This window comes from Streptomyces misionensis (assembly GCF_007896895.1).
Lineage (GTDB): Bacteria > Actinomycetota > Actinomycetes > Streptomycetales > Streptomycetaceae > Streptomyces > Streptomyces misionensis_A.
Genome location: NZ_VOGW01000203.1, coordinates 1 through 21,429 on the forward strand (window position 1 = coordinate 1; position 21,429 = coordinate 21,429).

The following is a 21,429-nucleotide window of genomic DNA, read 5'->3' on the forward strand; positions in this document are numbered from 1 at the left end:
CCTCCAGGACCGGCTGGCCGGCTGGGTCTCGGACCTCACCACGCTCCACGAACTCACCGAGCGGCTCACCCGCACCGACGCCCTGGAGTCCGCCCTCGACGAACTGCTGCGCGCCGGAGCCGCCCTCGTCGGCGCCCGCCGCGGCCTCGTCGTCCTGGACCCCGGCGACGGACTCGGTCCCCGCGCCGCCACCGGCCTCGGCCTCGGCCGCGCCGACCTCGGCCACCTGGAGACCGTCCCGCGTGCCGCGCTGCCGTACGACACCGCCCCCGGCAGCGAGAGCGTCCACCCCGACCTCTTCGCCGAGGAGGGCCTCGACCCCCGGCACCGCGAGGTCGCCGCCCGGCTCGGCTACGCCGCCAGCTACGCCCTGCCGCTCGCCACCGACGGCGCCGGCCGCCTCGGCGCCGCCGTCTGGCTCTACGACGAGCCCGCCGAACCCCATGAGCGGCAGCGCCACCTGGCCGGCCTCTACGTCCGCCACGCCACCGAACACCTGGCCAGACTGGGCGAGTTGGAGCGCACCCGCGCCTGCATGGCGGCCATCACCGAGGAGCTGCTGCCCTCCCGGCTGCCCCGCGTGGCCGGCGTCCGGCTCGCCGCCCGGCACCGCACCGGGCCGCGCGGCGGCGGCGACTGGTACGACGCGCTGCCGCTGCCGGACGCGGGGCTCGGCCTGTCCGTGGGCTCGGTCACCGGCTCCGGACCGGGCGCGGTGGCCGCCGTGGGCCGGCTGCGCGCCTCCCTGCGCGCCTACGCCGTGATGGAGGGCGAGGACCCGGTCGCCGTCCTGTCCGACCTGGAGCTGCTGCTGCGGCTGACCGAGCCCGCCCGCTGCGCCACCGCCCTGTTCGCCTACTGCGAGCCCGCGCTGCGCCGGGTCACCCTGGCCGGCGCCGGGCACAGCCCGCCGCTGCTGACCGGGGAGCGGCGCACCGAGTTCGCCGAGACCTCCGTCTCCGCGCCGCTCGGCATGCTCTCCTGCTGGGAGGCGCCCAGCGTGGAGATCCAGGCCGAGGCCGGGGAGACGGTGCTGCTGTACACCGACGGGCTGCTGCACCGCACCGGCGACCCGATGGACCGCGCCTTCGCCCGGCTGCACACGGCCGCGGCGAGCGTTCCCCGGGCGTTGCGGCAGGACCCGGGGGCGGTCGCCGACCATGTGCTGCGCGCGGTGCTGCCCGACGGCCGGGACCCGGCCGAGGGCGAGGAGGACGTGGTGCTGCTGGCGGCCCGCTTCGACTGAGCGGGCCCCTTTGCCCCGGCCCCGGCCGGGCGCGGCCCGGCACAACAGGTCATCCGCCCCGTTCCCCGCCGGTACGACCGTACGATGATGGGGGTCCCCCACCCCGACGCCGTGGCCCAACCATGGCGGGCGCCGGGGACCGCCGGGGGAAGATCACACGCCGTACCGAGGAGGATCACGTGGCCGACGAGCTCAACCCGGCGACCCCGGAGACCGAGTCCGAAGAGCCCATCAAGCAGCGGAAGAACGGCCTGTACCCGGGCGTCTCCGACGAGCTTGCCGAGAACATGCAGTCCGGCTGGGCCGACACCGAGCTGCGTGATCTCCAGCCGATCCCGCAGGCCGCCGAGACCGCGCGCCGCCGCGCCGCGCTCTCCGCGCGCTTCCCGGGCGAGCGCCTGGTCGTCCCCGCGGGCAACCTGAAGACCCGCTCCAACGACACCGAGTACTCCTTCCGCTCGTCCGTCGAGTACGCGTACCTCACCGGCAACCAGACCGAGGACGGCGTCCTGGTCCTGGAGCCCAGGGGCGAGGGCCACGAGGCCACCGTCTACCTGCTGCCGCGCTCCAACCGCGAGAACGGCGAGTTCTGGCTCGACGGCCAGGGCGAGCTGTGGGTCGGCCGCCGCCACTCCCTGGCCGAGTCCGAGGCGCTGTACGGCATCCCGGCCGCCGATGTGCGCGAGCTGGCCGACGCGCTGCGCGAGGCCACCGGCCCGGTGCGGGTCGTGCGCGGGTACGACGCCGGCATCGAGGCGGCGCTGACCGACAAGGTCACCGCCGAGCGCGACGAGGAACTGCGCGTCTTCCTCTCCGAGATGCGGCTGGTCAAGGACGAGTTCGAGATCGGCGAGCTGCAGAAGGCCGTGGACTCCACGGTGCGCGGCTTCGAGGACGTGGTGAAGGTCCTCGACAAGGCCGAGGCCACCAGCGAGCGCTACATCGAGGGCACCTTCTTCCTGCGCGCCCGCGTCGAGGGCAACGACGTCGGCTACGGCTCCATCTGCGCCGCCGGCCCGCACGCCTGCACCCTGCACTGGGTCCGCAACGACGGCGCCGTCCGCTCCGGCGACCTGCTGCTGCTCGACGCCGGCGTGGAGACGCACACCCTCTACACCGCCGACGTCACGCGCACCCTGCCGATCAACGGCACGTACAGCGAGATCCAGAAGAAGATCTACGACGCGGTGTACGAGGCCCAGGAGGCCGGCATCGCGGCGGTGCAGCCGGGCGCCAAGTACCGCGACTTCCACGACGCCGCGCAGCGGGTGCTGGCCGAGAAGCTGGTCGAGTGGGGTCTGGTCGAGGGCCCGGTCGAGCGCGTCCTGGAGCTGGGCCTGCAGCGCCGCTGGACCCTGCACGGCACCGGCCACATGCTCGGCATGGACGTCCACGACTGCGCCGCCGCGCGCACCGAGACGTACGTGGACGGCGTGCTCGAGCCGGGCATGGTGCTCACCGTCGAGCCGGGCCTGTACTTCCAGGCCGACGACCTCACCGTGCCGGAGGAGTACCGGGGGATCGGCGTCCGGATCGAGGACGACATCCTGGTGACGGAGTCCGGCAACCGCAACCTCTCGGCCGGTCTGCCGCGCCGCTCCGACGAGGTCGAGGCGTGGATGGCCGCCCTGAAGGGCTGAGCCGTCCGAAAACGGCCGGGCACCGGGCGGGTGCCCGGCCGTTTCGCCGCCCCGCGGCCTAGCGTCTTTCGTTTGGATCGGGCCGGATCAGGGAGCGGGGCCCGGTGCGTGCAGATGCAAGGCGGAGGAGGGAGTCGACGCGCTGGGGGTGCCCCCGCGCGAGCGAAGCCGAGCGTGGGGAAGTCGGCGACCGACGACAACGCCGCAGATGCGCGTGCCGGGCCCCGCGAGCCCGGCCTGATCCAAACGAAAGACCCTAGAGCACGGGGTCCCGGTCGTGCAGGATGCGCTGGAAGAGCCGGCAGTCGCGCCAGCGGCCGTTGATGTGCAGGTAGTCGGGTGCCGTGCCGATCTGCTCGAACCCGGACTTCGCCAGCACCCGTTGCGAACCGGCGTTCTCCACCAGCGTGGACGCCTCGATCCGGTGCAGCCCCACCTCGTCCCGGGCGAGCCGGCACACCCGCGCCACGGCCGCGCAGGCCAGACCCCGGCCCTGCCGGTCGGCGGCGACCCAGTAGCCCAGGTGCGCGCTGCAGAAGGGCCCCCGGGAGATCCCCGTCAGGGTGATGGCCCCGACGATCCGCCCGTCCGCCTCCTCGAACACCCAGGGCACCACCGAGTCCTCGGCGTGCTGCCGCAGCAGTCCCTGGATCCGCTGCCGCTGCCCCTCGGGGGTGAAGAAGGTCTGCGGCCGCACCGGATCCCATGGCGCGAGGTGGGCGCGGTTGGCGGTGTACGCGGCCGCCAGCGCCTCCTCGTCCCCGGCCGAGAGCAGCCGTAGCGTCACCCCGGCCGTCAGTTCCCCGTCGTCGATGCGCATTCCCCCACTATGCGGCTACACCGCCGGCAGCGGGGCGTCGTCGCGCCACTTGAGGATCTTGTCGAAGCTGACCACCGTGCCGCGGCGGCCGGGCTTGGGGCCGATGTGGACGTGGTCGGCGAGTTCACGGATCAGCGCCAGGCCGCGGCCGTGCTCGGCGTCCGGGCGGGCGGGCCGGATCCGACGGGTGTGCGCGAAGCCGGGCCCGGAGTCCGTCACCTCGATACGGCACTTCTCGCCGTCGAGGTACGCGGTCACCCGGTACACCGCCGGGGTGCCGCCGGCCCCGCCGTGCTCGACGGCGTTCGCGCAGGCCTCGCCGAGGGCGACGGACAGGTCGTAGGAGATCTCGGGGTCCACCCCGGCCGTCTCCATGGTGCCGAGCAGCAGCCGCCGGGCGAGCGGCACGCTCGCCGCCTCGCGCCGCAGATGGAGTGACCACCACATGCTCATGCTCCAGCCTCCCGGCCGCGGCTCGACATACCGTTACGTATTGCCGTCCGTGGAGGGCCGTAAGCACACGGCCGAGGTGACCGGCCCGTACAGCCGACGCGGTCCGGGAGGAAACGGCGCGTGAGGGACGTACCCGATCGGTGGACCAAGGGGGAATCTCCCGCCCCTGACGTAGGACTCCCGGGGGCGCAGTGGGATGATGTGCCCGCCATGTCTGCCCCCCACGCGCGCACGGCGCGTTCCGGAGCCGGGCTCCGGATGCCGCGGGCCGCGGTCTTCGCCGCGGTCTGCGTCGTGCTGGCCGCGGCCGGGCACGCGCTGGCCTCCTGCGCGAGCGTGCCGCTGTGGACGCTCGGCGTGGGCTTCCTCGGCTGTCTGCTGCTGGTGGCCCCGCTCACCGGGCGGGCCCGCTCGCTGCCGGGCATCGCCGCGCTCCTCGCACTCGGGCAGACCGCGCTGCACGCGCTGTTCGGACTGGGCCAGCACGGGGCCATGGCCATGGGCGCGATGCCCTCCGGGCCGTCCGCGCCGGCGGGCGCCACGCTCACCGACACCGCGCTGGTCGAGCAGGCCTCACGGCTGCTGTGCGGGGCGAACGTCTCGGCCCTCACCCCGGGCCACTCCTTCCATCTGCTGCTCGCCGCGCGCCTCATCGACCGCTCGGGCCGGCCCGTGGGTGCCCCGGCTCCGCTGCCCGCGCCGCACGCGGCCGAGGCCACCGGCGCCCTCGGGGGCCTGCTGCCCTCGCTGCCGATGCTGCTCGGCCACGTCCTCGCGGCCGTCGCCGTCGGCTGGCTGCTGCGCCGCGGCGACCTGGCCGTGGGGCGGCTGCTCGAACTGTCGGCGCACGGCGTCGCCGAGGCGGCCCTCGTCCGCTCCCTGCGCGCGGCGCTGGCGCTGGCGCACGCCCTGTGCGCCGGGCTGCTGCCCGCCGCCGAGCCCGGCCCGCGCGGCCGGCGCGGCCACCGGAACGAGCCGCCCGCCCCGCGCACCCTCACGCTCCAGCACACGGTGATCCGGCGCGGCCCGCCCGCCGCCGGCCTGCGACTCGCCGCCTGACGCGACGCGCCCGCCACCCTGCCCCGGGACAGCTCCGGGAGCCGAGGGGAAGGCGGCCGCCGTCGCGCGGCCCGCGCGCGCTCGCGCGCCGTCCTTCCTCACCGGAACTCTCACCATGGAGCGCTCCTGTCATGCAGGTTTTCCCCATCGCGTCCCTCGCGTCCCGTCGTACCGCCGCCCGGCTCGCCGCGGGTGCCGCCGTCGCCGGCACGGCCGTGCTCGCCCTGTCCGCCCCCGCCTTCGCGCATGTGACCGTGCAGCCCGAGGGCGCCGCGGCCAAGGGCGGCTACGCGGTCGTCGACTTCAAGGTCCCCAATGAGCGCGACGACGCCTCGACCACGAAGGTCGAGGTCAGCCTTCCGGCCGACCACCCGCTGGCCTCCGTGATGGCCGAGCCGGTGCCGGGCTGGCACGTCCAGGTCACCAAGGCCAAGCTGGCCAAGCCGCTGACCGTGCACGGCGACACGATCGACCAGGCCGTCACCAAGGTCACCTGGACCGCCGACGGCAAGGGCATCGAGCCCGGTTACTTCCAGAAGTTCCCGCTCTCCGTCGGCGCCCTGCCCGAGAACACCGACCAGCTGGTGTTCAAGGCGCTCCAGACGTACTCCGACAAGCAGGTGGTGCGCTGGATCGAGGTACCGCGGCCCGGCCAGGACGAGCCGCAGAACCCCGCCCCGGTGCTCCAGCTGACCGCCCCGGCCGGCGAGCACGGGACGGCGAGCTCCGCCGCCGACAAGACCGGGGGCACGGCCGCCACCAGCTCCGGCGGCGGCAGTGACACCACTGCCCGGGTGCTCGGCGTGGCCGGCATCGTCGTCGGCGCCGCGGGCGTGGCCTACGGCGTCCTCGCCGGACGCCGCCGCACCGCCTGAGCCCACCGTTCCACAGCGCGCGCCGGGGTCGTGCCAGGCTTCTCGCAAGCCCCCGCACGACCCCGGTGCGCGCCGGAGATCTCACATCTGGGACATTTTTCTATGCGCAAGAAGACGTTCGCCGCGGCCGCACTGCTCGCCGCCGCCACCCTGACCCTCACCGCCTGCGGCAGCCAGGACTCCGGGAGCCAGTCACCGGTCTCCATGGTCTCCCAGGAGGCCGGCCAGCGCGGCCCCGCCACCGTCCTCGACCAGCCCTGGGACAAGCCCGGCCTGGTGCTCACCGACACCCACGGCAAGAAGTACGACCTCCGCAAGGAGACCCAGGGTCACCCGACCCTGCTCTACTTCGGCTACACGCACTGCCCCGACATCTGCCCGACGACGATGAGCAACATCGCCGTCGCCGCCCAGAAGTCGCTGACCCCGGCCCAGCGCGACGACCTGCGGGTCGTCTTCGTCACCACCGACCCCGGCCGTGACACCCCGGCCGCGCTCGGCAGCTGGCTCAAGGGCATCGACCCGCGGTTCATCGGCCTGACCGGCGACTTCAAGACCGTCCAGGCCGCCGCCCGCTCCGTCGGCATCTCGGTCGAACCGACGACGAAGGACAAGAACGGCAAGCTGGTCTCCGTGCACGGCACCCAGGTCGTCGCCTTCTCACCGAAGACCGACGGCGGCTACGTGCTCATCGGCGAGGAAGCCACGGTCGACGACTACATCAAGGACCTGCCCAAGCTCATCGAGGGAGCCAAGCCGTGAGCCGTCGCCCTGCGGTCCTCGCCACGGCCGCCGCCCTCGCCGGCGCGCTGGCCCTCGCGGGCTGCTCGAAGCCGGCGCCGGCGAAGGCCGAGCTGTCGGTGAGCGGGTCGTACATGCCCCAGCCGGTCTCGGCCGACATGGCCGCCGGCTTTCTGACGATCACCAACAAGGGCGGCGCGAAGGACGAACTGACCTCGGTGACCAGTGCCGCCGCCGGTCGGGTCACGATGCACTCCACCGTGGGCGGCGCGATGCGGGAGGAGTCCTCCTTCCCGATACCCGCCCATGGCCGGCTCGTCTTCAAGAGCGGTGGCAACCACTTGATGTTCGAGCAGCTCCGGCACCGGCCGAAGCAGGGCCAGACGGTCACCCTGAAGCTCACCTTCGCCGCATCCGGGCCGCTCACGGTCCGGATGCCGGTGGAGTCCGCCACGTACCACCCGTCGACCGGCCACTGAGGGAAGGGACACCGTGACCCGGACCATCACCCCCCGACCGCGGAACCTGTTGCTGCTGCTCCTCGCCGTCATCGGCGCGCTGCTCGCGGGGGCCGGTCCGGCCTCCGCGCACGCGGCGCTGACCGGCAGCGACCCCGCGCAGGGGGTGGTGGTCGCACAGCCGCCCGCCCGGGTGTCGCTCACCTTCTCCGAGAAGGTGGCGATGAACGAGGGCTCCGTGCGGGTCCTCGACCCCAAGGGCAGACCGGTGCAGACCGGCGCGCCCGCCGACGTGCGCGGGACGACCTACGCCGTGAACCTCGAAAGCGGCCTGGGCAAGGGGACGTACACGGTCACCTACCAGGTCGTCTCCGCCGACAGCCACCCCGTCTCCGGGGCCTACACCTTCTCCGTCGGGGCGCCCTCGAAGACCGTGGTGCCCGCCGCCGCGACGGCCGTGGGCGGCGGGATCGTCGGCGGCCTCTACGCCTTCGGGCGGTACGTGTCGTACGCCGGTTTCATCGTGCTCGCGGGCGGCGCCGCCTTCGTGCTGGTCTGCTGGCGGCGCGGCGCGGGCGTGCGCGCCCTGCAACGGCTGGTGGTCGGCGGCTGGCTGGCGCTGACCGCGGCCACCCTGTGGCTGCTGCTGCTGCGCGGCTCCTACACCACCACCGGCAAGCTCGCCGACGTCTTCGACCTCGGGCTGCTCGGCCAGGTGCTCCAGACCAAGCCGGGCGCCGCCCTGGTCTCCCGGCTGCTGCTGCTCGCCGCCGGCGCGCTGTTCATCGCCGTCCTCTTCGGTTCCTACCAGCGGCGCGAGGACGGCGCGGAGAAGCGGGACCTGACCTTCGGGCTCGGGATCGGGGGCGTGGTCGTGGCGGCCGGGCTCGCGACCAGCTGGGCGGTGTCCGAGCATGCCTCGGTGGGGCTCCAGCCGGGCATCGCCATGCCGGTGGACGTCGTCCATCTGCTCGCCGTCGCCGCCTGGCTGGGCGGGCTCACCGCGCTCCTGGTCGCCCTGTACCGGGCGCCCGCCGACACCCCGGTGGAGGCCGCGGCCGTGCGGCGCTTCTCCCGGCTGGCCTTCGGCTCCGTGCTCGCCCTCGTCGTCACCGGCGTCTACCAGTCCTGGCGCCAGCTCGGCTCCTGGTCCGCCTTCACCGGCACCCGGTACGGACAGCTGCTGCTGGCCAAGATCGCCCTGGTGGCGCTCATGGTCGGCATCGCCTCGGTGTCCCGGCGGTGGACCGGGCGGCTCACCGACCGGGCCGCGGGCGGCGCGACGGCCGAGGAGGCGGAGGCCGACAAGGAAAGCGTCGCCGCGTCGACGGCCCCCGGGCAGGACGCGAAGGCGGCGGACGAGGGCCCGCGGGACTCCGGCGACGCCCGGCGTGCCGCCCAGCTCGCCCGGCAGCGGGCCGCGATGGACACCGCCCGGCGCAAGCGGCTGCGCGACGGGGACACGGGACGCTACGGGCTGCGCCGCTCGGTGCTCGCCGAGGCCGCCGTCGCCGTCGTCCTGCTCGCCGTCACCACCGCGCTGACGCAGACCGAGTCCGGCCGCACCGAGCAGGAGGCCAGGGCCGCCACCTCCGCCGGCTCCGCCACGCCGGTCCCGAACGGCACCCTGACCCTGCCCTTCGACACGGGCGGCGCCGACGGCAAGGGTGTGGTCGCCCTCGACCTCGACCCGGCCCGCGCGGGCACCAACCAGCTGCACCTGCTCGTCCGCAGGCCCGATGGCCGGCCCTTCGACGTCCCCGAGGTGAAGGTCGCCCTCACCCTGGAGGCGAAGAAGATCGGCCCGCTCACCGTGACCACCGAACACATCACCACCGGCCACTGGTCCGCGGACTCGGTGCAGATCCCGATGGCCGGCGACTGGAAGGTCGCCGTCACCGTGCGCACCTCCGACATCGACGAAGTGACCGTCTCCAAGAACGCGCAGATCGGCTGAACCAGACCATGACCGAACAGTCCATCCCGGCGGCCCGCACCCCCGAGGCCCCGGCGAACGCGGCCCGCGGCGAGGCGGTCGGCGTCTCGCGGCGCACCCTGCTCGGCACCGCGGGGGCCACCGGGCTGGTGCTCGGCGCGGCGGGCGGCGCCATCGGCCGTGCCACCGCGCCCGCCCAGGCCACCCCGCTCACCTCCGTCGGCTCCGACCGGGCGATGTTTCACGGGAAACATCAGCCCGGCATCACCGAGGGGCTCCAGGCGTGCGGCCATCTCGTCGCCTTCGACCTGGCGGCGGGCGCGGGCCGCGCGGAGGCGGCGGCCCTGCTGCGCCGCTGGTCGGCGACGGCCGAGCGGTTGATGGCGGGCGAGCCGGCCCCGCACGACGACACCGCCGTGGCGCGCGACGCGGGCCCCTCCTCGCTGACCGTCACCTTCGGTTTCGGCCACGACTTCTTCTCCCGCACCGGCCTGGAGAAGCAGCGGCCCACCGCGCTCGACCCGCTGCCGGCCTTCTCCTCCGACCGCCTCGACAAGGCGCGCAGCGACGGCCATCTGTTCGTGCAGATCGGCGCGAACGACGCCCTGGTCGCCTTCCACGCCCTGCGCGCGATCCAGAAGGACGCCGGTTCGGCCGCACGGGTGCGCTGGCAGGTGAACGGCTTCAACCGCACCCCGGGCGCCACCGCCCACCCGATGACGGCCCGCAACCTGATGGGCCAGATCGACGGCACCGGCAATCCGAAGCCGACGGACGCCGCCTTCGAACAGCAGATCTTCGTGCCCGCCTCGGGGGAGCCCGCGTGGATGGCGCACGGCTCCTACGCCGTCGTGCGCCGGATCCGCATGCTGCTGGACGACTGGGAGAAGCTGTCGACGGCCGCCCAGGAGCAGGTCATAGGACGCCGCAAGGCCGACGGGGCGCCGCTGACCGGGGGCGGGGAGACCAGCCCGATGGAGCTGGACAAGACCGACGCCCGGGGCGAGTACGTGATCCCGCTCACCGCGCACGCCCGGATCACCCGGCCGGACAAGAACGGCGGGGCGGCCATGCTGCGGCGCCCGTTCTCCTACCACGACGGTTTCGACGCGGACGGCACCCCGGACGCCGGTCTGCTCTTCGTCTGCTGGCAGGCCGATCCGCTGCGGGGCTTCGTGCCGGTGCAGCGCAAGCTCGACCGCGGCGACGCGCTGTCGCGGTTCATCCGGCACGAGGCGAGCGCGCTGTTCGCGGTGCCGGGCGGGGCGTCGAAGGGCGAGTACGTGGGGCAGCGGCTGCTGGAGGGCTGAGCCGGTCCCCGGCTTTCGACGGGCCCGATCCCCTAGCCGACGCCCTGTGCGCTCTGCGGACTTTCCGGGATCAAACCACCCTGTCGAGTGGCTGTCATGAGACGGCTGAGCCACGACGGCCGACGGCCATTAGGGTGAGGACCATGCCAGCGAGCTATGCGTATCTCGGCCCGGAGGGCACCTTCACCGAGGTGGCCCTGCGGACGCTGCCGGAGGCGGCCACCCGGGAGCTGATCCCGTACGTGTCGGTGCAGTCCGCGCTGGACGCGGTGCGGGCCGGCGAGGCCGAGGCCGCGTTCGTGCCGATCGAGAACTCGGTCGAGGGCGGCATCACCGCCACCCTGGACGGCCTGGTCGCGGGCGAGCCCCTGACGATCTACCGCGAGGTGCTGCTCTCCATCACCTTCGCGCTGCTGGTCCGGCCGGGCACGAAGCTCGCGGACATCAAGACGGTCTCCGCCCACCCCGCGGCCCAGCCCCAGGTGCGCAACTGGCTCAAGGCCAACCTCCCGGACGCCGTCTGGGAGTCGGCCGCCTCCAACGCGGACGCCGCCCGGCTGGTCCAGGAGGGCCGTTACGACGCCGCCTTCGCGGGCGAGTTCGCCGCCGCCCGGTACGGTCTCGAGGCCCTGGAGACGGGGATCCACGACGCGGAGAACGCGCAGACGCGGTTCGTGCTGGTCGGCCGTCCGGCCCGGCCCGCCGCGCGGACCGGCGCCGACAAGACCTCGGTGGTGCTCTGGCAGCGCGCCGACCACCCCGGCGGACTGCGCGATCTGCTCGGCGAGTTCGCCTCGCGCGGCATCAACCTGATGCTGCTCCAGTCCCGGCCGACCGGCGCCGGAATCGGCAACTACTGCTTCTGCGTCGACGCCGAGGGCCACATCTCCGACCGGCGGATGGCGGAGGCGCTGACCGGTCTGAAGCGGATCTGCCTGGAAGTGCGCTTCCTGGGTTCGTACCCGCGCGCCGACATGGAGCCGGGGCAGGCCGGGCCCGCGCAGCCCGGGACCTCGGACGAGGAGTTCATGCGGGCGGCGGACTGGGTGGCGCGCTGCCAGGACGGCCGCTTCTAGCCAGTCCTACCTGCGGATCATCGTTATCCACAGGAGTTATCCACAGGTGCCCTTCTCGACCTGGGGACAAGTCGACAGCGCGGGGTGATCCAGTCGACAAATCGCCCCACAGGGTCCAGACGGGGCAAGCATCACCTGACGCGCTCTTCGTCCATCCGTTTCCTTCGGTTCATCTTTTGGGACGACCGTTTTCCACCCGAAAGTGGGTCTCGATGCACTTTGAACGGGGAATTCTGCACGCCCACGACCCACCCGGGAGAGTTCCGGAGTGATCAATTCCAGCATCCACAGCCCTTCCCCACACCCTGTGGATAACTCTTCGCAGGGTGTGGATTTCTGTGGACAACCCAGCACCCAAATCCCGTTCTCCACAAGGAAATCCGGTCAACAGAGCGCCCGGGACCTGCCTCGTCCCAGGGAGTGAGACACTTTCCCTTGACACGGTCGGCAATTAGCGCATAACGCACCGTAAGCCGCAAATCCAAGCGCGCCGGAATAGTGATTCGTGAGCGGCAACCCGGCACCGGTAGCCTTGGCCCTGTGATTGACCTTCGCCTGCTCCGTGAGGACCCCGACCGTGTGCGCGCGTCCCAGCGCGCCCGTGGAGAGGACGTCGCGCTCGTCGACTCCCTCCTGTCTGCCGACGAGCGGCGCAGGTCCTCCGGCGTCCGCTTCGACGAACTGCGCGCCGAACAGAAGCAGCTCGGCAAGCAGATCCCCAAGGCCACCGGTGACGAGAAGGCCGAACTGCTCAAGCGCGCCGAGCAGCTGAAGGCCGACGTCAAGGCCGCCGACGCCGAGCGCGACGCGGCCGACGCCGAGACCCAGGAGCTGCTGCTCCGGCTCGGCAACCTCGTCCACCCCGACGTGCCGGTCGGCGGCGAGGAGGACTTCGTCACCCTGGAGACGCACGGCACCATCCGCGACTTCGGTGCCGAGGGCTTCGAGCCCAAGGACCACCTGGAGCTGGGCCAGCGGCTCGGCGCGATCGACGTCGAGCGCGGCGCCAAGGTCTCCGGCTCCCGCTTCTACTTCCTCACCGGTGTCGGCGCCCTGCTGGAGCTGGCCCTGGTGAACGCGGCGATGGCCCAGGCCACCGCGGCCGGCTTCACGCCGATGCTCACCCCGGCGCTGGTCCGCCCGCAGTCCATGGCCGGCACCGGCTTCCTCGGCCAGGCCGCGCAGGACGTCTACCACCTGGACAAGGACGACCTGTACCTGGTCGGCACCTCCGAGGTGGCGCTCGCGGCCTACCACATGGACGAGATCATCGACGCCGACAAGCTGCCGCTGCGGTACGCGGGCTTCTCGCCCTGCTTCCGCCGCGAGGCCGGCTCGCACGGCAAGGACACCCGGGGCATCTTCCGCGTCCACCAGTTCGACAAGGTCGAGATGTTCTCGTACGTCGCCCCGGAGGACTCCCAGGCGGAGCACCAGCGCCTGCTGGACTGGGAGAAGCAGTGGCTGACCTCGCTGGAGCTGCCGTTCCGCGTGATCGACGTCGCCTCCGGTGACCTCGGCTCCTCGGCGGCCCGCAAGTTCGACTGCGAGGCGTGGATCCCGACCCAGGGCAAGTACCGCGAGCTGACCTCGACGTCGGACTGCACCGAGTTCCAGTCCCGGCGGCTGTCCATCCGGGTCCGCGACGGCAAGCAGGTCAAGCCGCTCGCCACGCTCAACGGCACGCTGTGCGCCGTGCCGCGCACCATCGTCGCGATCCTGGAGAACCACCAGCAGGCCGACGGGTCCGTCCGGGTCCCCGAGGTGCTGCGCCCCTACCTGGGCGGCCGGGAGGTCCTGGAGCCGGTGGCCAAGTGAGCTTCCCCTACGGGATCGTCGCCACCGACCTCGACGGGACGCTGCTGCGCTCGGACGGATCGGTCTCCCGGCGCACCCGTGACGCGCTCGCCGCGGCGGCCGCGGCGGGCGCGGCGCACATCGTCGTCACCGGCCGGGCCGCCCCCTGGACCCGGCACGTCCTCGACGACCTCGGCTACCGGGGCCTCGCCGTCTGCGGCCAGGGCGCCCAGGTCTACGACGCGGGCGCGCACCGCCTGCTGACCTCGGTCACCCTGGACCGGCAGCTGGCCGGGGTCGCCCTCGCCAAGATCGAGGCGGAGGTCGGCCCGCTGCATCTGGCGGCCAGCCGGGACGGGCTTGACGGCGATGTGCTCGTGGGGCCGGGGTACGCGGTCGCGGGCCCGCTGCCGGCCGTGCCCCTCACGGACGCGTCCGACCTCTGGGCCGCCCCGCTGAACAAGATCTACATCCAGCATCCGACGCTCGGGGACGACGAGCTGGCGGAGGCGGCGCGGCAGGCGGCGGGCGGGTTCGTCAGCGTCGTCATGGCCGGCGCGGGGATCGTGGAACTGCTCCCGCTCGGCCTGTCCAAGGCCACGGGTCTCTCGCTGGCCGCGCGCCGTCTCGGCCTGCGGGCCGCGGACACGATCGCCTTCGGCGACATGCCGAACGACATCCCGATGTTCGCCTGGGCGTCCCGGGGCGTGGCCATGGCCAACGCCCACGCGGAGCTGAAGGCGGTGGCCGACGAGGTGACGGCCTCCAACGAGGAGGACGGCATCGCGGCGGTCCTGGAGACCCTGCTGACCTAGGGCCTCTCGTTCGGATCAGGCCGGGCGCGGGCGCGTCCGCGCAGGTCGCACGGCGAGGCGCAGATCCGTACGGCGAGGCGCCCCGCGTGCCCCGCGCGGCGCCTCAGTCGCCCTTTCTGCGCCACCGCCGGCGCCGCGCCCTGCTGAAGAACCACCCCGCGGGCGGTTCGTCCGAGCGCCAGGGCTGAGGCTCGGGGGCCTCGGCGCGCCAGCGCGCGGCCAGCATCCGCGCCCGGGCGGACGGCTCGGAGGCCTCCGCGGCACGGACGAAGGCCTCGTCCAGGACCAGCCCGTCAAAGGCATCCCCCTCGAACCCCCCGCCTCCGCTCGGCGTCTCCTCCGCCATTCCCGGCCTCCTCGCCATACATCCGATTTGCCCAGTGTGCGCGGACGGGGATGAAGTCCCTGTCAAGATCACAGGGGGGCGCTCACTCCTCCCCGGCGAGCTTCAGCGAACGCAGCTTCTGGCCGGCGTACCAGGTGGCCAGCACCGTCACCGCGACCAGCAGCACGACGGCCGTGGTCAGGCCGACGTCGGACGTGACCAGGTCGCCCCCGGCCACCTTGTGCGCGACGGCCAGCGCCCACTGCTGGACGCTCAGCGTGCGCGCGCCCGGCACCAGGGAGCCGAACAGCGCCTCCCAGACCAGCGCGTACACCAGACCGAAGACCACGGCGTGCCGCGAGACCGTGCCGAGCAGCAGGAACAGCGCCGAGTAGGCGATGGAGGCCACCAGCGCGGCGACCGTGTAGGCGACGGCGATCTGCTGGCCGTTGCCGTTCAGGATCAGCCCGGCGATCAACGTCGGGACCGCCGAGAACACCATGGTCACGGCGATGGCCACGATCAGCTTGGTGAAGATGATCGCCGGCCGCTTCAGCGGCTTGGCCAGCAGGTAGACGACGGAGCCGTCGTCGATCTCCGGCCCGATGGCGCCCGTGCCCGCGATGACACCGATGATCGGCACCATCGTGGCGATGGCGAACCCGCCGAGCACGTCGGCGGCCGTCTGGTCGTCGGCGCCGCTGAGCGCGCGGACGGCCACGGAGATCACGATGAGCAGCAGCGGCAGCGCGCCGAGGATGAGGGCCCGGCGACGGCCGAGCAGGGCCCGGTAGGTGAGCCGGGCGACGGTGGGGTCGTACATCTTCGGCCTCCTACGCCGCGACCAGGTACGAGAAGACGGACTCCAGGGACTCGTCCGACGGCGAGACCGTGAGCAGCCGGATGCCGTGGTCCCTGGCGACCTTCGGCAGCAGGGCGGTGAAGCGGCCGAAGTCGACGGCCTGGATGCGCAGCGCGCCCTCGGCGTGGTCGACCTCGATGCCGGAGGTGGACGGATCGGCGATCAGCGCCGCCGCGAGGGCGCGGTCGTCGCTGGAGCGCACCAGGTAGCGGTGCGGCCGGTCGGTCATCAGCCGGCGGATCTTGCGGTAGTCGCCGCTGGCCGCGTGCCGTCCGGCGACGACGACCTCGATGTGCCGGGCGAGCTGCTCGACCTCTTCGAGGATGTGCGAGGAGAACAACACGGTGCGGCCCTCGTCGCCCATCCTGCGCAGCAGCTCCATCAGCTGCATGCGCTGGCGCGGGTCCATGCCGTTGAACGGCTCGTCCAGCAGCAGCAGCGACGGGTCGTGCACCAGGGCGCTCGCCATCTTCACGCGCTGGCGCATGCCCTTGGAGTACGTGGCGATCCTGCGGTCCTGGGCGTACTCCATCTCGACCGTGGCGAGGGCCCGCTGGGCGGCTTTGTCGCCGAGGCCGTGCAACTCGGCGTTGGCGACGACGAACTCGCGCCCGGTGAGGAAGTCGTACATCGCCTCCCGCTCGGGGACGACGCCGATGTGCCGGTAGATCTGCTCGTTGCGCCACACCGGCTGCCCGTCGAGGGTGACCGTGCCGGTGGACGGGGCGAGGAAGCCGCCCATCATGTTGATCAGGGTGGACTTGCCCGCGCCGTTGGGGCCGAGCAGACCGGTCACGCCGGGTCCGATGGTCATGGTGATGTCGTTGACGGCGACCACGTTGCCGAACCAGCGGGAGACATGGTCGATGCTGAGGGTCGTCACAGTCCCACCTTCTTGTAGCGGCGCAGCAGCAGGCCGTAGCTGCCGGCGATCAGTGCGAGGGTGACGAGGACGGCGACCACGCCCTGTCCGGTCGTGGGGGCGACCCCGCCGGGGGCCCGGGTGGTCGCGCCCAGGAAGGCGGACTGGACGCCGTCGATCAGGGTGACCGGCGAGAACAGGCCGATCCACGGGACGGCGCCGTCGTGCCCCTGGGTGGTGGCGATGGCCTGGAGGGTGGACACCGCCCCGTAGGAGATGACCAGTACGGCGATCACGGCGGCGATGCCGAAGCCGCGGCGCGGGGTGACGGCTGCGATGACCAGGCCGATGCCGGCGAAGAGCAGGGAGAGCAGGGCTACGGAGACCAGTCCCTCGGCGAATTCCTTCGTCTGGTGGGCGAAGCCCAGCTTGGACAGCAGCGCCCCCACGTACATCACCAGCAGGGGGGCGGCGGTGAGGATGAAGACCGCCGAGGCGAGCGCGGCGAACTTGGCGCGGACGTAGTCGGCGGTCTCGATGGGCCGGGAGAAGTACAGCGGCACCGTCTTGAAGCGCAGGTCGCGGGAGACGGCCTGGGGCGCCTGCGAGGCGACGTACAGGCTGATCACGGCCTGCATCATGATCGCGTACCGGGTGTAGCCGACCGGCAGTTCGTGCGCCTTGGTGGCGACGGCGACGGCCACCATGATGGCGGCGGGCACGCACATCACCGCGAACAGCAGCATCGGCAGCACCTTGGACTTCACCGAGCGGCCGAGGCCGTAGGCGCCGCGCAGGGACTGCGAGTACAGGGAGCGGCGGGCGTAGGAGCGGCCGAGGCGCGGGCCGTCGTAGCCGCGGTAGCCGATGTCGTGGATACGGGTCGTCTCGCCCGTGAGGGGCTGCTCAACCGCCATGGCCGACGGCCTCCTTCCGCTGCTCGTCCGTGCTGCCGGCGGTGAACACCTCGGAGATGTGGTGCCGGCGCTGCTCCATGCGGATCAGGCCGAGCCCGAGGTCGGCGACCACGTCGCGCACCAGGTCGTACGTCTGCTCGCCCGCGGCGGTCAGCAGCAGGATGTGGCCCGCGCCGGGCAGGCCCGCGCCCTCGTGGGTGACCTCCACCCCGCGCGCGGCCAGCGCCTCGCGCACCGCCCGGGTGCCGTCGGGGTGGGTGTCGCTGTCGGTGACCTCGATCGCGAGGGTGGTCGTGGTCTGGGTGAAGTCGGTGGTGGAGCTGGCGCGCAGCAGTTTGCCGCCGTCGATGACGACCACGTGCTCGCAGGTCCGCTCCAGCTCGCCCAGCAGGTGCGAGGTGACCAGCACGGAGATGCCGAAGTCGGAGTGGACCCGGCGGATCAGGCCGAGCATCTCGTCGCGGCCGACCGGGTCGAGGCCGTTGGTCGGCTCGTCCAGGAAGACCAGCTTGGGGTCGTGCACCAGGGCCTGCGCGAGCTTCACCCGCTGCTTCATGCCGGTGGAGTAGCCGCCGATGGGTCGGTAGCGCTCCTCGTAGAGGCCGACATGGCGCAGGATGTCCGCGGTGCGCTCGCGCGCCGCGGTGGGCGGCAGCCCCGACATCCGGGCCATGTGCACGACGAACTCGGTGGCCGAGACGTCCGGCGGCAGGCAGTCGTGCTCGGGCATGTAGCCGACGCGCTCGCGGATGGCGGCGCCCTCGGTGGCGATGTCCAGCCCGAGCACCCGGGCGCTGCCCTCGGTGGCGGGGGACAGCCCCAGCAGGATCTTGATCAGGGTGGACTTGCCGGCGCCGTTGGCTCCGACGAGTCCGGTCACACCGGCCCCGATGTCCACGGACAGCCGGTCGAGCGCGGTCACCCGGGGGAACCGCTTGCTCAGGCTTTCGGTCGCGATCACAGTCACCCACCCGACGTTAGTGATCCGGACCACGCCGGTCGTCAGACCACAGAGCCGTCTTGGGGTCAGCCCCAGGTATTACGGCTCCCTAGGGGGCACCCCGCCCGGGGCCACCCTGAGTTGTCCCGGGCCTGCGCTCCCCCCTATTGACGCCACCTCTAACAACTGCGAGATTCACGTACGTCAAGTTACGGACGCGTACCGCAGCCGACCAGGCGAGTCGGCCGGACAACGGGACGAGGCGGCATGACGACGGCAGTGAGCAGCGAACTCTCCGTGGAGCTGCGGGGATTCAGGCGGGTGCAGCGCCTCGCCTACGAGTGCGCGGAGGCGGTCGCGGCACGGCTGGAGCCGGGGGTGACCGAGCGCGAGGCGGCGCGGATGCAGCGGGACTGGCTGCGCGAGCGCGGGGTACGGGACTGGTTCCACCTGCCGTTCGCCTGGTTCGGGGACCGTACGGCGTTCGCGGGCTTCCGCGTCCCGCTCCAGTTCTTCCCCACCGACCGCGAGCTGGCGCCCGGGATGCCGTTCATCCTGGACATGGCCCCGGTCCACGAGGGATACACGGCGGACATCGGCTACGCGGGCTCCCTGGGGGCGAACCCGGTGCAGGACCGGCTGCTGGCCGATCTGGAGGCGCACCGGGAGCTGATCCTGCGCGAGGTGCGCGAGCGGCGCTCCCTGCGCGAGATCTACGAGGACGTGGACCGGCTGATGGTCCGCCAGGGCTATGCCAACCGGCACCGCGCCTACCCCTTCGGGGTGATCGCCCACAAGGTGGACCGGGTGAAGGAGCGCCGCTGGGCGCCCCATCTGTTCGGCTTCGGCACACAGTCCCTGAAGGGCCTGCTCGCGGACGCGCTGCACGGCCACCGCGAGGGCTGGTCGCCCCTGTGGTCGCCGTACCGCTTCTCGGACCACCCGCCGCGGCCGGGCCTGTGGGCGGTCGAACCGCACCTCGGCTTCCGGGGCACGGGCGCGAAGTTCGAGGAGATCCTCGTGGTCACCGACTCGAAGGACCCCGAGGAGAGCGCGTTCTGGCTGGACGACGAGCTGCCGCACGTGCGGCGCTGGGCGGAGGAGAAGTGACGACCCTGAAGGACGCGCGAGAGCGCACGGTACGGACCGGCGGGATCGAGCTCAGCGTGGCCGAACTCGGCGACCCGCGGCAGCCGACGGTGGTCCTGGTGCACGGCTACCCGGACAACAAGGAGGTGTGGTCCGAGATCGCCCCGCGCCTCGCGGAGCGCTTCCACGTGGTGCTGTACGACGTCCGGGGCCACGGCCGCTCCACGGCACCGAAGCCGCTGCGCGGCGGCTTCACCCTCGCCAAGCTCACCGACGACTTCCTTGCCGTCGTGGACGAGGTCAGCCCGGACCGCCCGGTACACCTGGTCGGCCACGACTGGGGCTCGGTGCAGTCCTGGGAGTTCGTCACGGTCGACCGCACCGAGGGCCGCATCGCCTCCTTCACCTCCGTCTCCGGGCCGTCCCTGGACCACTTCGGGCACTGGATCAACGACCGCCTCAGGCGCCCGACGCCCCGCCGGGTGGGCCAGCTCCTCGGGCAGGGCGCCAAGTCCTGGTACGTGGGCATGCTGCACACTCCCGCGCTGCCCGAGCTGGCCTGGCGCGGCCCCCTCGGCAAGCGCTGGCCGAAGATCCTGGAGCGGACCGAGCAGGTCTCCGGCGGCGACTACCCGACCGCCTCCCTCCCCTCCGACGCGGCCCACGGTGCCTGGCTGTACCGGGACAACGTGCGCGCCCGGCTGCGCCACCCCCGCCCGGACGCCCACGCGCACGCGCCGGTGCAGCTGATCGTCCCCGAGGGCGACGCGTTCCTCTCCGAGCGGCTCTACGACGACCTGGAACGGTGGGCGCCCCGGCTGACCCGGCGCACCGTCGCCGCGAGGCACTGGGTCCCGCGCACCCGGCCCGACCAGCTGGCCGGGTGGATCGAGGAGTTCGTGACGTCCGTCGAGGGCGGCCGCGCCGAGCAGGTGGCCACCGGCGCTCATGCCGCCCGGTTCGGCGGGCAGCTGGTGCTGATCACCGGCGCCGGCAGCGGGATCGGGCGGGCGACGGCGTTCGCGTTCGCGGAGGCGGGCGCGCGGCTGATCGCCGTCGACCGGGACGCGGAGGCCGCGGCCCGCACCGCCGAACTGGCCCGGCTGATCGGCGCGCCCGAGGCCTGGGCGGAGACGGCGGACGTCTCCGACGAGCAGGCCATGGAGAAGCTCGCCGAGCGGGTGCACCGCGCGTACGGCGTGCTGGACGTGCTGGTCAACAACGCCGGCATCGGCCTGTCCGGCTCCTTCTTCGACACGACGACCGAGGACTGGCGCAACGTCCTCGACGTCAACCTCTGGGGCGTGATCCACGGCTGCCGGCTCTTCGGGGCGCGGATGGCCGAGCGCGGACAGGGCGGCCACATCGTCAACATCGCGTCGGCCGCCGCCTACCAGCCGTCCCGGATCCTGCCCGCCTACAGCACCTCCAAGGCGGCGGTCCTGATGCTGTCGGAGTGCCTGCGCGCGGAACTCGCCTCGCGGTCCATCGGCGTGACGGCGATCTGCCCCGGCATCGTCAACACCGGCATCACCGCCACGGCCCGCTTCGCCGGTGCCGACGCGGAGGAGGAGTCCCGCCGCCGGAAGAACTCCGCCCGCCTGTACGGCCTGCGCAACTACCCGCCGGAGAAGGTGGCTTCCGCCGTCCTGGACGCGATCGCGGACAACAAGCCGCTGGTCCCGGTGACCCCGGAGTCCCGGGTGGCGCACGCCTTGTCTCGGGTGCTGCCGGGGGCGCTGCGGCGGCTGGCCCGGGTCGAGCCGAAGGTGTGAGGCCGGGGGGCGTGGGGAGCCCGCCGCGGGCCGGGCTCCCCACAACCTCCGTCTTCCCGAGGCCAGTTGTCCACAGTTTCGTCAATTCCCCTGTGGATAACCCCCGTTGCCTGTGGACCAAACCTCTCCGCGAAAACAAGCTGCGTGATCCGCATCTCCCTCACACCCTGGGGGCATGGAGGAACGACGCACCATCAAGGTGTCCACATACCTCTCCAGACACCTCCGCCACCAGCCCGACCGGATCGGCCTCACCCTCGACCCCGCCGGCTGGGCCGACATCGACGAGCTGATCACCGCGGCGGCCCGCCACGGCTTCCCCCTCACCCGCGAGGAACTGGCCCGCGTGGTGGCGACCAACGACAAACAGCGCTTCACGATCGACGGCACCAGGATTCGCGCCGCCCAGGGCCACAGCGTCCCCGTCGACCTC

General features: G+C 72.8%; 21 protein-coding genes. 14 read left to right on the plus strand and 7 right to left on the minus strand.

Annotation, left to right across the window (positions count from 1 at the left end; all coding sequences use genetic code 11):
* The coding region (locus FRZ03_RS37790; protein WP_146469681.1) for a PP2C family protein-serine/threonine phosphatase at positions 1-1,246 on the plus strand (1,246 nt) is incomplete at its 5' end.
* Positions 1,247-1,425: 179 nt separating this feature from the next.
* On the plus strand, positions 1,426-2,886 hold the full coding sequence (locus FRZ03_RS37795; protein ID WP_146469682.1) for an aminopeptidase P family protein: 1,461 nt from the start codon (positions 1,426-1,428) through the stop codon (positions 2,884-2,886).
* 256 nt (positions 2,887-3,142) lie between these two features.
* On the opposite strand, the gene FRZ03_RS37805 is transcribed toward FRZ03_RS37795, so the two are convergent.
* Positions 3,143-3,706, minus strand: a complete 564-nt coding sequence (locus FRZ03_RS37805) for a GNAT family N-acetyltransferase (protein WP_146469684.1) — start codon at positions 3,704-3,706, stop codon at positions 3,143-3,145.
* Positions 3,707-3,721: 15 nt separating this feature from the next.
* On the minus strand, positions 3,722-4,159 hold the full coding sequence (locus FRZ03_RS37810) for an ATP-binding protein (protein ID WP_146469685.1): 438 nt from the start codon (positions 4,157-4,159) through the stop codon (positions 3,722-3,724).
* Positions 4,160-4,369: 210 nt separating this feature from the next.
* On the opposite strand from FRZ03_RS37810, the gene FRZ03_RS37815 reads away from it, so the two are divergent.
* The 9 genes from FRZ03_RS37815 (at position 4,370) to FRZ03_RS37855 (ending at position 14,226) form a co-directional block, all read left to right on the plus strand.
* On the plus strand, positions 4,370-5,218 hold the full coding sequence (locus FRZ03_RS37815) for a hypothetical protein (protein ID WP_186785826.1): 849 nt from the start codon (positions 4,370-4,372) through the stop codon (positions 5,216-5,218).
* A gap of 131 nt (positions 5,219-5,349) precedes the next feature.
* Entirely contained in the window at positions 5,350-6,093 is a 744-nt protein-coding gene (locus tag FRZ03_RS37820) for a YcnI family copper-binding membrane protein (protein ID WP_146469686.1), read from the plus strand.
* Positions 6,094-6,195: 102 nt separating this feature from the next.
* Positions 6,196-6,855 carry an SCO family protein gene (locus FRZ03_RS37825; RefSeq protein ID WP_146469687.1) on the plus strand — a complete coding sequence of 220 codons (660 nt, stop codon included), beginning with the start codon at positions 6,196-6,198 and terminating at the stop codon, positions 6,853-6,855.
* Entirely contained in the window at positions 6,852-7,313 is a 462-nt protein-coding gene (locus FRZ03_RS37830) for a copper chaperone PCu(A)C (protein ID WP_146469688.1), read from the plus strand. Before FRZ03_RS37825 ends, FRZ03_RS37830 begins: the two co-directional genes overlap by 4 nt.
* A gap of 13 nt (positions 7,314-7,326) precedes the next feature.
* On the plus strand, positions 7,327-9,249 hold the full coding sequence (locus FRZ03_RS37835) for a copper resistance CopC/CopD family protein (RefSeq protein ID WP_146469689.1): 1,923 nt from the start codon (positions 7,327-7,329) through the stop codon (positions 9,247-9,249).
* Between the two features lie 8 nt (positions 9,250-9,257).
* Entirely contained in the window at positions 9,258-10,538 is a 1,281-nt protein-coding gene (efeB, locus tag FRZ03_RS37840; protein ID WP_146469690.1) for an iron uptake transporter deferrochelatase/peroxidase subunit, read from the plus strand.
* Positions 10,539-10,681: 143 nt separating this feature from the next.
* Positions 10,682-11,614: a prephenate dehydratase gene (pheA, locus tag FRZ03_RS37845; RefSeq protein ID WP_146469691.1), complete on the plus strand. Its 933-nt coding sequence runs from the start codon at positions 10,682-10,684 to the stop codon at positions 11,612-11,614.
* A 540-nt stretch (positions 11,615-12,154) separates the two neighbouring features.
* A complete protein-coding gene (gene serS / locus FRZ03_RS37850; protein WP_070028795.1) occupies positions 12,155-13,432 on the plus strand; it encodes a serine--tRNA ligase in 1,278 nt (425 codons plus the stop codon).
* Complete coding sequence (locus FRZ03_RS37855; RefSeq protein ID WP_146469692.1) at positions 13,429-14,226, plus strand: HAD family hydrolase; 798 nt, start codon at positions 13,429-13,431, stop codon at positions 14,224-14,226. Before serS ends, FRZ03_RS37855 begins: the two co-directional genes overlap by 4 nt.
* 103 nt (positions 14,227-14,329) lie before the next feature.
* On the opposite strand, the gene FRZ03_RS37860 is transcribed toward FRZ03_RS37855, so the two are convergent.
* The 5 genes from FRZ03_RS37860 to FRZ03_RS37880 form a co-directional block, all read right to left on the minus strand.
* The gene (locus tag FRZ03_RS37860; RefSeq protein WP_146469693.1) at positions 14,330-14,572 is read right to left on the minus strand and encodes an SGM_3592 family protein; all 243 of its coding nucleotides are present in this window, start codon (positions 14,570-14,572) and stop codon (positions 14,330-14,332) included.
* Between the two features lie 82 nt (positions 14,573-14,654).
* Positions 14,655-15,374 (minus strand): ABC transporter permease subunit, encoded by a 720-nt coding sequence (locus FRZ03_RS37865; protein ID WP_146469694.1) that lies wholly within the window; start codon positions 15,372-15,374, stop codon positions 14,655-14,657.
* A 10-nt stretch (positions 15,375-15,384) separates the two neighbouring features.
* Positions 15,385-16,296 carry an ABC transporter ATP-binding protein gene (locus FRZ03_RS37870; protein WP_146469695.1) on the minus strand — a complete coding sequence of 304 codons (912 nt, stop codon included), beginning with the start codon at positions 16,294-16,296 and terminating at the stop codon, positions 15,385-15,387.
* Positions 16,293-17,192 (minus strand): ABC transporter permease, encoded by a 900-nt coding sequence (locus FRZ03_RS37875; protein ID WP_146469696.1) that lies wholly within the window; start codon positions 17,190-17,192, stop codon positions 16,293-16,295. The genes FRZ03_RS37870 and FRZ03_RS37875 overlap by 4 nt, the downstream gene beginning before the upstream one ends.
* Complete coding sequence (locus FRZ03_RS37880; RefSeq protein ID WP_146469700.1) at positions 17,182-18,153, minus strand: ABC transporter ATP-binding protein; 972 nt, start codon at positions 18,151-18,153, stop codon at positions 17,182-17,184. The genes FRZ03_RS37875 and FRZ03_RS37880 overlap by 11 nt, the downstream gene beginning before the upstream one ends.
* A gap of 246 nt (positions 18,154-18,399) precedes the next feature.
* Here FRZ03_RS37880 and FRZ03_RS37885 point away from each other — a divergent pair, with 246 nt between their 5' ends.
* The 3 genes from FRZ03_RS37885 to FRZ03_RS37895 all read left to right on the plus strand — a co-directional run.
* A complete protein-coding gene (locus FRZ03_RS37885; protein ID WP_146469697.1) occupies positions 18,400-19,242 on the plus strand; it encodes a M24 family metallopeptidase in 843 nt (280 codons plus the stop codon).
* The gene (locus tag FRZ03_RS37890; protein WP_146469698.1) at positions 19,239-20,996 is read left to right on the plus strand and encodes an SDR family oxidoreductase; all 1,758 of its coding nucleotides are present in this window, start codon (positions 19,239-19,241) and stop codon (positions 20,994-20,996) included. The genes FRZ03_RS37885 and FRZ03_RS37890 overlap by 4 nt, the downstream gene beginning before the upstream one ends.
* Positions 20,997-21,171: 175 nt before the next feature.
* On the plus strand, positions 21,172-21,429 hold a 258-nt coding region (locus FRZ03_RS37895; RefSeq protein ID WP_186785827.1), incomplete at its 3' end, for an RNA 2'-phosphotransferase.